The organism is Pusillibacter faecalis, from assembly GCF_018408705.1.
Lineage (GTDB): Bacteria > Bacillota > Clostridia > Oscillospirales > Oscillospiraceae > Oscillibacter > Oscillibacter faecalis.
Window position 1 is genome coordinate 2,762,339 of record NZ_AP023420.1, and the last position, 14,601, is coordinate 2,776,939.

Annotated in this window: 11 protein-coding genes; 9 read left to right on the forward strand and 2 right to left on the reverse strand. The window is 52.2% G+C overall.

Translation table 11 applies throughout. The annotated features are described in order from the left end of the window. Window positions 1-27: 27 nt before the first annotated feature. The gene (locus KJS55_RS13945) at window positions 28-1,341 is read right to left on the reverse strand and encodes a GntP family permease (RefSeq protein WP_187030689.1); all 1,314 of its coding nucleotides are present in this window, start codon (window positions 1,339-1,341) and stop codon (window positions 28-30) included. Between the two features lie 291 nt (window positions 1,342-1,632). After that, the gene (locus tag KJS55_RS13950; protein ID WP_187030691.1) at window positions 1,633-2,880 is read right to left on the reverse strand and encodes an MFS transporter; all 1,248 of its coding nucleotides are present in this window, start codon (window positions 2,878-2,880) and stop codon (window positions 1,633-1,635) included. A gap of 703 nt (window positions 2,881-3,583) precedes the next feature. Between KJS55_RS13950 and KJS55_RS13955 the strand changes: the two genes are divergently transcribed. The 9 genes from KJS55_RS13955 (at window position 3,584) to KJS55_RS13995 (ending at window position 14,460) form a co-directional block, all read left to right on the forward strand. Then, window positions 3,584-4,834: an MFS transporter gene (locus tag KJS55_RS13955; protein ID WP_187030693.1), complete on the forward strand. Its 1,251-nt coding sequence runs from the start codon at window positions 3,584-3,586 to the stop codon at window positions 4,832-4,834. Window positions 4,835-4,946: 112 nt separating this feature from the next. After that, entirely contained in the window at window positions 4,947-6,122 is a 1,176-nt protein-coding gene (locus KJS55_RS13960; protein ID WP_213543579.1) for an iron-containing alcohol dehydrogenase, read from the forward strand. Window positions 6,123-6,252: 130 nt separating this feature from the next. Further along, window positions 6,253-7,467 carry a CaiB/BaiF CoA transferase family protein gene (locus KJS55_RS13965; protein WP_213543580.1) on the forward strand — a complete coding sequence of 405 codons (1,215 nt, stop codon included), beginning with the start codon at window positions 6,253-6,255 and terminating at the stop codon, window positions 7,465-7,467. 75 nt (window positions 7,468-7,542) lie between these two features. Further along, window positions 7,543-8,949 carry an aldehyde dehydrogenase family protein gene (locus KJS55_RS13970; RefSeq protein WP_187030699.1) on the forward strand — a complete coding sequence of 469 codons (1,407 nt, stop codon included), beginning with the start codon at window positions 7,543-7,545 and terminating at the stop codon, window positions 8,947-8,949. Between the two features lie 129 nt (window positions 8,950-9,078). Then, entirely contained in the window at window positions 9,079-10,485 is a 1,407-nt protein-coding gene (locus tag KJS55_RS13975; RefSeq protein WP_187030701.1) for an aldehyde dehydrogenase family protein, read from the forward strand. Window positions 10,486-10,619: 134 nt separating this feature from the next. Continuing rightward, window positions 10,620-11,420 carry an enoyl-CoA hydratase/isomerase family protein gene (locus tag KJS55_RS13980; RefSeq protein WP_187030703.1) on the forward strand — a complete coding sequence of 267 codons (801 nt, stop codon included), beginning with the start codon at window positions 10,620-10,622 and terminating at the stop codon, window positions 11,418-11,420. A 48-nt stretch (window positions 11,421-11,468) separates the two neighbouring features. Next, window positions 11,469-12,614 carry an acyl-CoA dehydrogenase family protein gene (locus KJS55_RS13985; protein WP_187030705.1) on the forward strand — a complete coding sequence of 382 codons (1,146 nt, stop codon included), beginning with the start codon at window positions 11,469-11,471 and terminating at the stop codon, window positions 12,612-12,614. A gap of 15 nt (window positions 12,615-12,629) precedes the next feature. Further along, window positions 12,630-13,439, forward strand: coding sequence for an electron transfer flavoprotein subunit beta/FixA family protein (locus KJS55_RS13990; protein ID WP_213543581.1), 810 nt, complete (start codon window positions 12,630-12,632; stop codon window positions 13,437-13,439). Window positions 13,440-13,452: 13 nt separating this feature from the next. After that, on the forward strand, window positions 13,453-14,460 hold the full coding sequence (locus KJS55_RS13995) for an electron transfer flavoprotein subunit alpha/FixB family protein (protein ID WP_187030710.1): 1,008 nt from the start codon (window positions 13,453-13,455) through the stop codon (window positions 14,458-14,460). Window positions 14,461-14,601 lie beyond the last annotated feature (141 nt).

The window sequence follows — 14,601 nt, forward strand, 5'->3', positions numbered from 1 at the left end:
CTTTTCTGATATGAAGGGGAGAATCTGTCAAGCCAGACCCGGGAATAGGGCGCATATCACGCAAACGGCTATGGTACCGCAGGTTGTTGCAACAACAGTTGTGATGAACATGGCCGGATAGATTTCTTTTAACTTCATGTGGCACATGGGGAGCAGCATGAGGATGGAGCCACAGTAGGGCATGGAGTCCAGTGTTGTGGCAGCGAAGACGGCCACACGATGGATGACATTGGCATTCAGCCCCATTTCCAGAAGCTTGGGAGCGATCAGGGGGAGGGCTACCAGCTGGCCGGTGGAAGAGCCGCCGGTGAGCATGCACATCAGAGCCACCACTACGGCGCAAATGATAATGGGAGAGGTGTTGATGCTGGTGATGGCGTCCAGCATGGTCTGGAAAGCAGAGGAATTGGTGATGACAGCCGCAAAGCCGCAGATCGCGGCAACATTCATGGTCATTGGAACAGAGTCCACTGTGGCGCCGCACAGCAGTTCCTTGAGGTTTTTAGCTCTCAGCCACTTCCAGAAGAGGACGATGGACAGCAGGCAGCTGAGGACTAGGCAGGGGACGATATTGAGGTTGAAGAAATTGAAAGTGATGAAGAGGAAGATCATGGGGATCAGAGAGAGGATAAAGCCAGGACGATCCGCATCGGGTTCCATATGAGGGTCCAACGGATGCCGTTCAAAATGATCGCCCTTCCGCCTGGCGCGATTGATCAGAAGGTTCAACAGGACTAAAATAACAATAATTTCCACAGCACCGCCGATCAGGCCGGGAATAGGCGCCACACCGGAACCTGTCCCCAGAACGGTCATAGCGGCAACGTTTGTCACCTGGGGGCTGCCCGGAATACTGAGGGTAAACGTATAGGAGCCTGCGCCTAAAACGCCCAAAATAAAACGCTTGGGGATATCACAACGTTCAAAGACCGCCAGGGCAATGGGGTACATCAGCACGATGACCACGCCGGCGATGATGCCGCCCAGATTCAAAAGGGCGCCGATCACCAGAATGATGATCATACCGGTGAGATTCTTTGCGGTATCACTGGAATTATCACGGAGAAACTTGTTCATGACTGCGTCAGCAATGGTGAAGGCTGCGCCGCTTTCCCGGTACAGGTAAGACTGTACGCAACCAAACATCAGCATAAAAAAGAAACTCTTGATCGCAGTGTAGACTCCGCTGACATATGTTTCGGAAATGGCCGTCATAAAACTGTCTCCAGTCAGCAAGACAACGACGCACATGCCAAAGAATGTGGCCAGATAGGACGACCAGTCCTTATAGACCAGATAAATCACAACAAGAAAACCAAGGATACAGCCAATGACTCCCATACACGTAGCGCTCCTTTCAAAATGTTATCAATTTGTGAACGGGTATACCCTTTTATAACAGAGGAAGAATTTGGGGAATATGTGCGGAGTCAACAAAAAATGAATAAATTTTTATTGTTTTTACAAAAAACGAAAAAATAAAAGAAAAGAGATTACGGGTGATGTGCAAAATGAATAAAAATTATAGTCGAATTTTGACGGCCATCTTTTGCGGATAGATCAAGGCCGCCGGTTGTTTCTCAGTCGGCGGCCTTGATCCATACTGGAAGGGAAAAGGCAATGAAGCATTTTCTATGGTTTTTTCAGTGGAGCACGGTCGACCTTCGGAATCAGCAGCATAGATGCAAGAGAGATCAGGTTCAAGATAATGGCAATGGCAAATACCAGATTCCAACTTCCAGTGGCAGCCACAATAGCGGAATTGACCTGCGGCATCAACAACGTGGCGAAAATCATATAAGCCCACATGCCAGTGCCGTAAATGCTCCCTCCATACTTGGGCCCAAAGCTCTTGGAGATGGCGACAGGATAAACGCAGTTGGTGGCGCCAAAGCCGATGCCCAGCAGGGCGTAAGCCAGATAGAAGAGCCCCACGGAATTGGCTCGCATCATGACCAGAGAAGCCAGAATGCTGAACATAGTGCACCAGATATACGTAAATTTATAGCTGGTTTTATCAATCAGGCGGCCAAGACCCAGCCGGCCTGCTACGTTAGCGATGGCATAGACCGTGACGCCCATAGTGGCGTAAGAGGTATCGATGCCGGCATTGGTCATAAAGAGTGTGAAACGGGGATAAGCAACGACGTACAAAATCGGCATGGCCGCAAGGCAGAGCGCGATCTGCCAAAATGCACGGCTTTTCATGGCACGTGCAGCTGGCCAGCTTTCCAACTGTGTTTCGTCACCGATACTGGCGGGAGGGACATACCCTGCGGGCACATAACCTTCAGGGGCTTGTTGGAACCCACTGACAGAGCAGATTAGAATGATACCGCCAAGGATGATCCCGATGAGGATCATAGCCATTTCTACACCGATTACATTGACGAGGTTTGCGCAGATCGGAGCCAGAAACGATGCGGAGCCGCCGTTACAGGCCATGCACAGTCCGCTGGCAAGACCGCGTTTATCAGGAAACCAGCTGATGGCGGTATAGGTGGCGGGCGTGTAGCTGAAGCCGACGCCCATTCCAAAAAATGCACCATAGGTCACATTTAGCAGAGCAGGGGTGGCTGCGGGAACCAATGCAGTACCGACAAAGGCCAAACAGATAAATAATCCACCGAGTGCAGTGGTCAGCTTAGAGCCGATCTTGGAGAGCAGGATGCCGCCGAAAAAGTGTCCGACAACCGTGAACGTGCCCATGAGGGTGGCGGCACTTGCGACTGCTTCTGCATCCCATCCTTTCAGAGCGGATAGTGGCGTGACAAAAATGGAAGGCGCATTCACGATTCCCGCTGAAAGCATAATGATAAGTGCACGGATCAGAATTCCGGAACGATTCACATTGCGCAAACTGACTGCTGGTGTTGACATGGTGTTCCTACCTCCTCAATATGCTGATATGACGGATTCCTAGATGTGCGTATTTGTCAAAAGCCTCCTTTCCGATGTTTTTCCATGCGACACACATGATCCCACTCATTACAACATAGAAAAGGCGAATAGATAGAACAATGTGTAAATGAAACAAAATCAGCAGAGAAGTCGCACGAAATGACGAAATAATTGGCGCGTCGTGCAGCTTTCATTGGCAGGAGCGAAGCAGACACTTTTGGGACAATCAACACGATTTCATACGTTATGCCTCATGCACAAAAAAGTGCTGAGATTTTATAAATTCCACCAGAGACAAAAGTAGCCTGCGGTTTTATAATGAAAAAACTCCTGGGTCAACAGTTGCTGCTGTTAAGCTGACACAGCAGCATGGCAGCATATGATGGCCGGCTTTGGATGTAGGGAGTGATACAGGATCATAACAGCCTCATCACAGTACATTGCTGTGATGAGGCTGTTATTTGTTGTAAAAATATATAAATAGCGTGAGCGTTCGAGATACTTTAATTGTAAAAAAAGTGAATTGGGCGTCTGTTTTTGTTTTGTGTGCACATTGTTTGTGGACAGCTCTATCGTTAAACTATGAACATACTTGATCCTCACGCTTGGCTCTGCCGGCAGCGGGAAAAAGGGTGGCCACTCGGAAAAAGTAAATAAAAAGGGAAAGGAAGCGATGTATCTCATGTCACAGACTTTAGACGTCCACAGCATCAATAGAAACGGCATCCTGATCCGTGGCTTGATCATTTTGCTTTGCGCCGGTATCATCAACGCCACATCCGTTTTCATCACGCCTCTTGCAACCTATTACGGATGGGAGGCTTCGGCAATCGCAAACGTTGGAACTACCATGCTGACTTTCTGGCCCATTGGCTCTCTGTTGGGCGGTAAGCTGCTGCAGAAGTTCGGCGGAAAAGCGGTGACAATTATTGGCGCTATCGTATTTGGCGCTGGCCTGATTTTAACTGGCTTAGTGCCCGACACAGCTCCTGGCCTGCTGTATTTCACATACAGCTTCCTGATCGGCATGGGCAACGGCATTACCTATTGCGGCGCGATGTACTGTGTCATGGGCTGGTTCCCTGATAAGAAGGGCTTGGCTGCCGGCCTGTGCATGGCGTTCAACGGCGGTTCCTCGGCTTTCCTCGCGCCGCTGTGCGCTTATATCACGGCTGCGTTTAATGTTAAGGTCACTCTGTTCTCTTGCGGTATCGTCTGCGCGGTTATCTGCATTCTCTGCGGCCTTGGGATGCGCTCTGCTCCCCTGGGCTATGTGCCAGAGGGATACGTGGCTCCCAGCGATGGCGCTGCTCTGAGCTCTCAGTATGAAAGCTATCCCATCTCCAAGGCGTGGAAGACGAAGCAGTTCTGGCTGCAGTTGGGCGCGATGGCGTTTTTCCCCTCTTTCTACCTCATTATGTTCTCTCGGTTCTCTATGTTCATGACGGATAAGGGAATTGATCTGGCGTACGCAACCCTTGGTGTTTCACTGTACAACATCGGCAACGTGGTAGGCCGCTTGCTGCTGGGCAAATTGACGGATAATCTTGGATTCAAGAAAGTGTACATGTGCTGCTGGCTCCTGTGCATGATTTGCGGTCTGCTCCTGCTGACGGGCAGCTCGGTGGCAATGATTCTGCTGGCTTACATCTGTCTGGGCGCTGGCTTTGGCGCTACCAACAGCGTTTACCCGGTTATGTCCACTACGTCCTTCGGGCCTGTCTACGCCGGCAATATCTATGGCTTCGCACTGCTGGGCTATATGCTTATGACGCAGGTTATTCCCAGAATAACTGCCGCCACGATTGAGAGCACCGGCGGCTATACCGTGGCGTTCATTATGGCCTTCGTGCTTTGTACACTGGGCGTTATCTGCGGTGTGCTGATTCCCAAGCTGGAGCGTCCTCGCTTGAAGGAAACAGAAAGCGTGTAAAAGACAGATCCCAATGGCTTAAACGATCTGCGGCCAGACCGCGGTTCGTTTAAGTCAGGGTTCATGAAGAACAACTTTCCAAGGCTCAACTATTTGAAGGAGGCTTTTGATTATGATTGCATTTGACGCTTATAATGCACCGCGGATCATCTATGGCGAAGGCGTATCCAAAAAGGTTTCCGACCTGCTGACGAGCTTGGGCGTAAAAACTGTAATGGCCGTTTATGACGAGGGGATCAAAAAGGTCGGCATTGCAGACGCTGTCCTGACTCCCATCCGCGAGGCAGGTTTTGTTGTGGAGGAGTTTGGCGGAGTGACCGCAGATCCCCCAGTAGAGATGATCGAAGAAGCTGCCAATCTGGCTGATGAGAAAAATGTTGACATCTATGTGGCTATTGGCGGCGGCGGTGTCATCGACACGACCAAGTGCATGGCAGTCATGCATACGAATCCCGGCCGCCTGCTGGACTATGTGCTGGGGGTTGGCAAGCCAATTCCCAATGCCTGCCCCCGTGTGATCGCGATTCCCACGACCTCGGGCACCGGCTCTGAGGTGACGGCACTTTCCATCATCACGGATACCAGTACGCATCGCAAGGTCTGCGTGAAGGACGTTGTGAAAATGTGTCCATACGCCGCTTATCTGGACCCTGCGCTGACGGTTGGCTTGCCCAAGGGCCTGACGGCTTCCACCGGCATGGATGCCCTTTCTCACGCTGTGGAGGCTTATCTGGTGGGACGCCACAATGAGTTTGCTGATATGTTCTGCGAGAACACCATCCGCAGAGTTGTTAAATGGCTGCCAGTGGCTGTGGAGGATGGAAAGAATCTGGAAGCACGCGGTCAGATGATGCAGGCGGCTACCTATGGCGGCGCCAGCTTTGCCAGCAGCACGCTGCAGGCCGGACACGCCATTGCGCATGCTCTGGGAGGCGCTCTGCATGTGCCCCACGGCATTGCCTGCGCTTGGGGACTGAATTTTGCCATTAAGCACAGCGGAAAGACGGCGGAAATTGAACGCATGCACTCCCTGGCGGAATATATGGGTGTTGCCGGTGAGGCCGAAATGGGCCGTGAAGAGCTGGTGGCCGCCTGCTGCAAAGTGGTTTCAGACATGAATCGGTCGCTGAAAATCCCCACTCCCAAAACCTTTGGTATTGGAACCAAGGAGGAGATGGAGGCAGCCTATACCGCTTGCTGGACGAACGAGCAGGGGATGCTGGGTGTCGGCGGCGTGACGGATCAAGATGAGCTCCACGCTTATTTTGAAGAGATGTGGGCATGGTGATCTCTGCACGATAGGGGCAGAGGCCTGGACAAAGAATAAAAATACCGGGAAGCGGGACGGCTTGTGGCGTTATGGCGGCGCGTGTTGAAGGCGATGGTTTTGGCTTCCCTTGCAAAGAGGTACATAAGAGATGGGAAGACCTGTTTATGAAGGACTGAAGGTGCTGGACGTCACAAACAACTATGCCGGTCCAATGGCCGGCTCTATGCTGGCGGACTATGGCGCTGAGGTCTGGCATATCGAAAAGCCGGTTTTGGGAGATGACAATCGTTTTTTCCCTCCAATGATCGATGGCATCAGCATCAACTACTGCACGTCCAACCGCGGGAAAAAGTCTGTGGTGCTGGATCTGAAAGATCCTCGCGGTGCGGAGGCATTCAAAAAGCTGGCGGCAAAAGCCGACGTCCTGCTGGAGAGCTATCGTCCCGGTGTCATGAAGAAATTGGGACTGAGCTATGAAGATTTGAAGGAGATCAATCCCAGGCTGATCTATTGCTCCATTTCCGCTTATGGCCAGACAGGGCCTTATGCCAGCCGGCCGGGATATGATGTCATCGCTCAGGCGGTTTCCGGCATCATGGAGATGACGGGAGAGCCGGATGGGCAGCCCACTAAAATCGGTCCCGCTATTGGGGACTGGATGGGAGCGCTGAATGCTTTCGGCTGTATCGGCACGGCGCTGTACTATCGCTCAATTTGCGGCCGGGGCCAGCGGATCGATATTTCGCTTGCTCGCTCCCTGATGTGGATGGCGGCCAAGCTTGACCATGGCATCACAGGTGAGGTGGGCACACGGACGGGTAATCACCACAGCAATCTGGCCCCTTACGGTATTTTTACTGGCAACAACAATGAGTCTGTTGTCATTGGCGTCCTGAGCACAAATCTCTGGAATAAATTCTGCGATGTGATGGGACGGCCAGAACTGGCGGAGGACGAGCGTTTCATCAGCAATGATAAGCGTGTGGCCAACAAGGAAATCCTGATCGACCTGATTCAGGAGTGGCTTCGGACATTTGCACATGTGAGCGATGCGGTTGACCGTTTGATGGATGCGGGGATTCCATGCGCTAAGATTTACAATATGATCGATGTGGATGAAGATCCCCATTTCAATCAATGCGGCTGGATTGCCAATATGCCGATGGCGGATGGAATGACAAGTGTTCGCACCCGGCGCTTCCCGGCAGATCCCTTTGAATTCTCGGAGTTCTCCGCGGAATATCGCAAGGCTCCCGCTCTGGGTGAGAACAATCATGAAGTACTGGGCGCACTTGGATACAGCAAGAAGGAAATTGACGAAATGGAAGCCGAGTGGGAAGCAAAGATCAAACATAAAAAATAAGAGAAATCCCTGTGCAAATACGTAACATCGCTTGAAAAAGCATGTAATTCTTGAAACATATGGAGGTTTACGATTATGGCAGAAGTCAATGCAAAGGAATATGTCGGCGAGCTGGTCAAGCGCGCAAAGGCAGCTCAGAAGGAGTTTGAGCGTACTGCCACCGATCAGCTGACCATTGATAAGGTCGTTCGGGCCATTGGAAAAACCATCTATGACGCCCGTGAGGAGCTGGCGAAGGATGCTCATGAGGAAACCAAGTACGGCACGATTCCCATGAAGGTCAGCAAGATCATTGCGACCACTACCTCTCAGTGGAACATTATGCGGGGTAAGAAGTCTGTTGGTTATATCAAAAATCTGCGGGATGAGCCGGGCGTCAAGGTTATGGCAAAGCCCATGGGGGTTGTTGGCTGTGTAATGCCCAGCACCAACCCGATTGTCACGATTGCCGCCAACGGCATGATGTCCATCAAGTGCAGAAACGCCTGCATTATTGCGCCCCATCCCTCTGCCAAGAATGTTTCCAAGAAAACGGTCGATATGGTCCGCAAGGAAATTGAAGCGCTGGGTGCCCCTGCTGACCTGATCCAGGTCATTGAGCCGGAGTACTGCAGCATTCAGGCCACGGATGAACTGCTGGCTCAGTGCGATGTGAATATCGCCACCGGCGGCCCTGGTATGGTCAAGGCTGTTTATTCCAGCGGCCGTCCCGGCTTCGGTGTGGGACAGGGCAACTGCCAGGAGATTATCTGCGACGACTATGAGGATCTGGATCGTCTGGCCATGCTGGCTATCAATAACCGTTCCTATGACAACGGCGTGCCCTGCACCAGCGAGCAGACCATGCATGTCCCCGCTGCCATGGAGGAGAAATTCCTGGAAGCGATGCAGAAAAATGGCGCATATCTTGTCGAGGGTGCTGAGCTGATTGAGGCACTGCGCAAGGTGGTATTCCCGGATGGCGAGCACATCAACCGGGATGTGGTGGGCCGCTCTCCCCAGGTCATCGGGAAGATGGTCGGCATTGAGATTCCTGCTGACCGCAAGACCCTGCTGTGCAAGTATACCGGCTGTGCGCAGGATGACGTACTGTCCAAGGAAATCCTCTTCCCCTTTATCCGTTATGTTACCTATACCGACTTTCAGGACACAGTTGCTGCCGCCGTGGCGAACCTGGATATGGAAGGCGCCGGTCATAACAGCTGCATCTGGACCAATGACCCCGAGAAAGTGGAATATGCCGCTCATCTGCTGCCAGTCTCCCGTTTCAATGTCAATCAGACTCCGTTTGGCATCAACAATGGCATGCCTACCACGACGACACTTGGCTGCGGCAGCTGGGGCAACAACAGTATCTCTGAGAATCTTGCTTGGTATCACCTGATGAATACCACTCGCGTTACCGTTACGCTGCCCAATAAGCGCCTGTGGAAGGAAGGGGACTGGGACAACTTTGACGAGTGCCCAGTTACTGAGAATTGATTTGCTGCGGACTGGGTTCGCTGTGTGACACGTTCTAAGAGGAGCGTCTGAAAGGCCCTGCGGTTAAAAATAGCGTTGGAAACTGATAGCTCCATGTTCTTCTAAAAATGATTATCTTTGGAGGTTCTTATGGCAGATGTCAACGTGAAAGAGTATGTCAGGAGTTTAGTACAGCGTGCAAAAGCTGCACAAAAGGAATTCGAAAGGACAGCCACAGACCAACTGACCATTGACAAGGTGGTGCGAGCTGTTGGAAAGACGATCTATGACCATCGCGAAGAATTGGCGAAGGACGCCTGTGAAGAGACAAAGTATGGCACCGTTGAAATGAAGATCAACAAAATTTTGGCTAGTACACCTGGGCAGTGGAATGTGATGCGTGGCAAAAAGTCGGTGGGGTATATTGCAAACCTGCGGGATGAGCCAGGTGTCAAGGTCATGGCAAAGCCCATGGGGGTTGTTGGCTGCGTGATGCCCAGCACCAACCCGATTGTCACCATTGGAGCAAATGGCATGATGTCCATCAAGTGCAGAAATGCCTGCATCATTGCGCCGCATCCTTCAGCGAAACATGTCTCACTGAAGACGGTGAATCTGATTCGCAAAGAGATTGAGGCATTGGGGGCTCCTGCTGATCTGATTCAGGTCATTGAGCCGGAGTACTGTAGCATCCAGGCCACGGATGAACTGCTGTCCCAGTGTGATGTGAATATCGCCACCGGCGGCCCCGGTATGGTGAAGGCTGTTTATTCCAGCGGCCGTCCCGGCTTCGGTGTCGGTCAGGGCAATTGCCAGGAGATTTTGTGCGATGATTATGACGACCTTGCATACATGGCAAGGATGATTGTCGCCAATCGCTCTTATGACTATGGTGTTCCCTGCGTTAGTGAGCAGACGATCCATGTCCCTGCGGTCAGAGAGGGTGAATTCCTTGAGGCGATGCAGGACGCTGGAGCGTATCTCATTGAGGATGCCGACAAGATCCAAAAGCTCCGTGAGGTGGTGTTCCCAGATGGCGAGCATATCAGCCGCGATGTGGTGGGGCGTTCTCCCCAGGTCGTGGGCGGCATGATCGGCATAGATGTTCCGGAGGATCGCCGGATTCTGTTGTGCAAGTATAGCGGCTGCGCGCAAGATGATGTACTGTCCAAGGAAATTTTGTTCCCGCTGGCCCGCTATGTGACCTACACGGACTTCAGGGGCACCGTTGCCGCTGCCGTTGCCAACCTAGAGCAGGAGGGCGCTGGACATAACAGCTGCATCTGGACCTATGATGAAGAAAAGATCGAGTATGCTGCGCATATGTTACCGGTTTCTCGTTTTCAAGTCAACCAGACACCGGCGGGCATCCACAACGGACTGCCCAGCACGCCGACGCTTGGATGCGGAACTTGGGGGAATAACAGTATTTCCGAAAACCTGGAGTGGTATCATTTAATGAATACTACTCGCGTGACAGTCACGCTGCCCAACAAGCGGGGGTGGAAAGACGGCGACTGGGATTGTTTTGAGGTATGTCCTGTTACTGAGGATTGAACCTATTTGCCAAAGCTTCTGAAGATGGGCTTTTCAAGAAGTCTGTCTTGTGAGAATCTTTGTCGGTGTATGCACAGGCTGCATGTGTATTCTGTGCATACACCGCACACTTAAACAATGGCAAGGTGATGAAAATGGATTTAAACTTTATAACGAATCATGTGCTTTTTGAAGTGCGGGAAGGTGTAGCTTATATTACACTGAACGATCCTGAACATCTGAACCCAGTGACCGCCGAGGTAACACAGGACTTAGTCCAGTGCCTGATCTATTGTGAACGCGAAAATGAAGTCCGTGCCATTGTTTTCAGAGGTGCCGGCGGAAATTTTACCGCCGGCGGCAATGTCAGAGGAATGAAAGACCGCTTGGATCAGGGAATTAATACCACGAAAAGCGGTATTCGCGCTGGCGGTGAATTTATCATGCGCCTGAAAACGATCTCCAAACCGACTATCGCATGGATTGAAGGAGCGGTGGCTGGAGTGGGGATGAGCATTGCGATGGCCTGTGACTTCTCAATCGCGGAAGAGGCCGCAAAAATGGTGTTTGCCTTTGTCAATATCGGTTTTGTCCCGGATGGCGGCGCGGCGTACATGCTGAGCAAAGCTGTTGGACCCAATCAAGCCACAGAACTGCTGATGTCCGGAAAACGCTTCAGCGGCGCACAGGCGAAAGAATGGGGGATTATTACAGAAGCTGTGCCGAGGGAACAACTGGAGGAAACCGTTCAAAAGTATATCAACAAATACTCCAAGGGCCCCGGTGTTGCATACGCGCAGATCAAAAAGCTGCTGATGAGTGTGAATTATCAGGAACTGAACGCTTGCATGCAAAATGAGGTGGACGCGCAGTATGTATGCAGTCTCACCGCGGACCACAAAGAGGCGGTTACGGCATTTGTGGAAAAGCGGAAGCCTGTATTTCAGGGACGCTGACCCATGCTTTGAAACCGATGAGAAAATCATGATTTTGAGGTGATGTAAATGAGTAAGTATCTCTTGATGAATCAGGATCAGGAGGATTTGGTTGCACTGGTCCATGACTTTATGAGCAAGAAGGTAGATCCGTATGTTGCAGAGTGGGACCGTGAGAGCCACTGCCCGATCGAAGAGGTCCGGGAACTGATGGATCTTGGTTTCTGGGGGATTGATGTTCCGGAGGAATATGGCGGCGCCGGCCTGGATGTTGCTACGATTATGTATATCCGCATGGCTATGGCCTATCACGATGCCGGCTTTACCAACACCTTTAGCGCGCAGACCTTTGGTTGGAAGCCGGTGCTGCTGGCTGGCAGCGAAGAACAAAAGAAAAAGTGGGGCCGGCGATTGGCAGAGGGTGCGTTCTGGGCCATGTGCATTACTGAGCCTCAGTCCGGCTCCGATGCCGGTAACTGCAAGACCAAGGCTGTGAAAGATGGCGATGAGTATGTGATTACTGGTGCCAAGACTTTTATTACCAACGGCGGCATCTCTGATTTGTATACAGTGACTTGTTCTACGGACCCCGGCAAGGGCAATAAAGGCATTTCCCTGTTTATTGTTGAGCGGGACCGGGAAGGTGTTTCTGTCGGCAAGCATGAGGATAAAATGGGCATCCGCACTTCCAACACCACCGACGTCGTGTTTGACTCTGTCCGTGTCCCTGCCGAGAATATGATCGGCGCCGAGGGCAGCGGCTTCAAGACACTGATGAAGATGCTCTCCCGCACGCGTCCCACCGGTGTTGCTCCGGCGGTTGGCGTTGCCCAGCGTGCACTGGATCTTGCCATTGATTATTCCCGCACGCGGCTTTCTTTTGGACAGCCCATCGGTAAGCTGGAGGGCATCCAGTTCAAGCTAGCTGATATGGAGGCAAAGATCCAGGCTTGCCAGGCGCAGCTTGCTTATTCTGCCGCCCTGGTGGACAAGGGAATCTATGATACGCTAAATGGTTCCAGCACGAAACTGTTTGTCTCGGAAGCTGTTCTGGATATTACGCTGCAGGCGCAGCAGGTTTATGGCGGCTATGGCTATTCCAAGGAGTATCCCCTGGAAAAGCTGGTACGGGATGCACGCATTTTCTCTATTTACGAAGGCTCCAGTGAGATCCAGCGGTATATCATCGGCAAGACGCTGGTGGGTAAAATCTGAGGAGGAACACGGTTCATGAATATTTTAGTTTGCGTCAAACAGGTGCCAGATACAACTGCCGTCAAAATTGATCCAGTCACCAATACTTTAATTCGGGACGGTGTGCCCAGCATTCTGAACCCTTTTGATGGCTTTGCTTTGGAAATGGCACTGCGGATGAAAGAGGCGGCCGGCGGGACAGTGACCGTCGTCTCCATGGGACCGGCGCAGGCGGCCGCAGTCCTGCGGGATAGCTTGGCGGTTGGCGCGGATGATGCATTCCTAGTCTCTGGCCGTGAGTTTGGCGGTTCCGACACGCTGGCCACCAGCTATATCCTCTCGCGTACAGTAAAGACCATTGAAGAGCGCAAGGGAGTGAAGTTTGACGCCATTTTCTGCGGCAAACAGGCCATTGACGGCGACACTGGCCAGGTGGGCCCTGAAATGGCAGAACATCTGGACTACGCGCAGATCACCTATGCAACAGAATTGGTTTCCTGCGAGGACGGTAAGCTCCGCATCCGCAAGGAGACCGCAGATGGCTATGATGTCCTGGAGGCGGCACTGCCTGTGGTGATCTCTGTGACAAAGACACCCTTTGAGCTCCGCTTTCCCACGGTAAAGAAGCGCCTTGCTGCAAATCGCGCTGAGATCACCACAATTACGCCCCAGGATATGGAGGGCCAGATTGATCTGAGCTGCGCCGGACTGAAGGGATCACCGACAAAGGTCAAGAAGAGCTTCACTCCTCAGCACAACAAGACTTGCGTGATTGTGGAGGAGGATTCCCTTCCCGTTTCTGCGGTGAAGCTGGTTGCCCTTCTGAGCGATGCAAAGAAGATTTAAGGAGGACAACACAATGGATTTTTCTGCATATAAAGATATCTGGGTATTTATTGAAACGGACGAAGGTAAGGCTGCCAGTGTGGGCCTGGAGCTGCTGAATCCCGGCGTAGAGCTGGCGCATCAGTTGGGCCAAAAGGTTGTGGCCGTGATTTTGGGCAAGGATAATGCTGAGGCGGAAAAGGCTGCCATCGCGCATGGCGCCGATCAAGTCATTTCCCTGGAGGACCCCGCCTATGGGTACTATACCACAGAGGCATATACTTATGGCATGCAAAAGCTGGTGGAAAAGTACCGGCCTTCCATTCTAATGATTGGCGCGACGATTATCGGCCGCGACTTTGGCCCTCGGGTGTCCTGCCGGCTGAAAACCGGTTTGACTGCGGACTGCACCTCTTTGGCGGTGGATGCGGAGACTGGTATCATGGGATGGACTCGGCCAGCTTTCGGCGGCAATCTGATGGCCACCATCATGTGCGAGAATACCCGGCCCCAGATGGGGACTGTTCGGCCCGGCGTGTTTAAAAAGTTACCTGCAGATGCATCCCGTACTGCGGAGATCATCAAAGAGAGCATTCCAGTTCCGGATGGCGTGGTGCGCACAACACTGGTGGACTCTATCCGTGAGGTTGCCGCAGAAATGGTGAAACTGGAGGATGCGGAGATCATTGTTTCCGGCGGCCGGGGACTTGGCAAGGCAGAGAATTTTTCCTACATCCGTGATTTGGCAGATGCTCTGGGAGGTGCAGTGGGTGCCTCTCGCGCGGCAGTGGATGCTGGCTGGATTCCTCATGTTCATCAGGTTGGACAGACCGGAAAGACAGTGGCGCCCAAGCTGTATATTGCCTGCGGGATTTCTGGAGCTATCCAGCATCAGGCTGGCATGAGCGGTTCTGACTGCATCGTTGCTATCAATAAGGACCCCGATGCGCCGATTTTTAGTATCGCTGACTACGGCATCGTGGGTGATCTATTCCAGGTGGTTCCCGCCATGGCGGCTGAAATCCGAAAGTTGAAAGCATAAATTCCACACACGCATAAGTGGCCGCGCATTTACAAGAACACATACTATCAACTTACCTCCCATACTCCTGCTTTTTGAAGTGTGCGGCATCATTTGACGCAGCCTGTGGTGTCCCCACAGGCTGCGTTTTCTTTTGCCTGG